The sequence below is a fragment of the Brucella tritici genome, from assembly GCF_008932295.1.
Taxonomy (GTDB): Bacteria; Pseudomonadota; Alphaproteobacteria; order Rhizobiales; family Rhizobiaceae; genus Brucella; species Brucella tritici.
This window is the reverse complement of record NZ_WBWA01000115.1, coordinates 1-247: the sequence shown is the minus strand read 5'-3', so window position 1 is coordinate 247 and position 247 is coordinate 1. Positions and strand designations below refer to the sequence as shown.

The window sequence follows — 247 nt, the reverse complement described above, 5'->3', positions numbered from 1 at the left end:
GATCCAGACCGGGCAGGTTGATCTTTTCTTTGGGCTTGATGGCACCCCGCAGCGTGCCGCTGCAGTCGAGTTCATTCATACGCCGGTTTATAAATACGGCGTCGTATTCTTCGGGCGCGACGATCTGACCGGTCTGAAAAGCAGCCATGACTTCAGAGGTCGAAGGGAAACGCTGCACGCTCGCATTCGGTGCATGTTCCTGCAGCATGGAATCAAAATTGGTACCATTCACGATCCCAAGTTTCAC

At 53.4% G+C, this 247-nt stretch carries 1 protein-coding gene; it reads right to left on the bottom strand.

The genetic code is table 11. The features are described 5' to 3' along the window. A partial coding sequence (locus tag F9K91_RS26140) for a hypothetical protein (protein ID WP_412842209.1) occupies nucleotides 1–247 on the bottom strand: 247 nt, incomplete at both ends.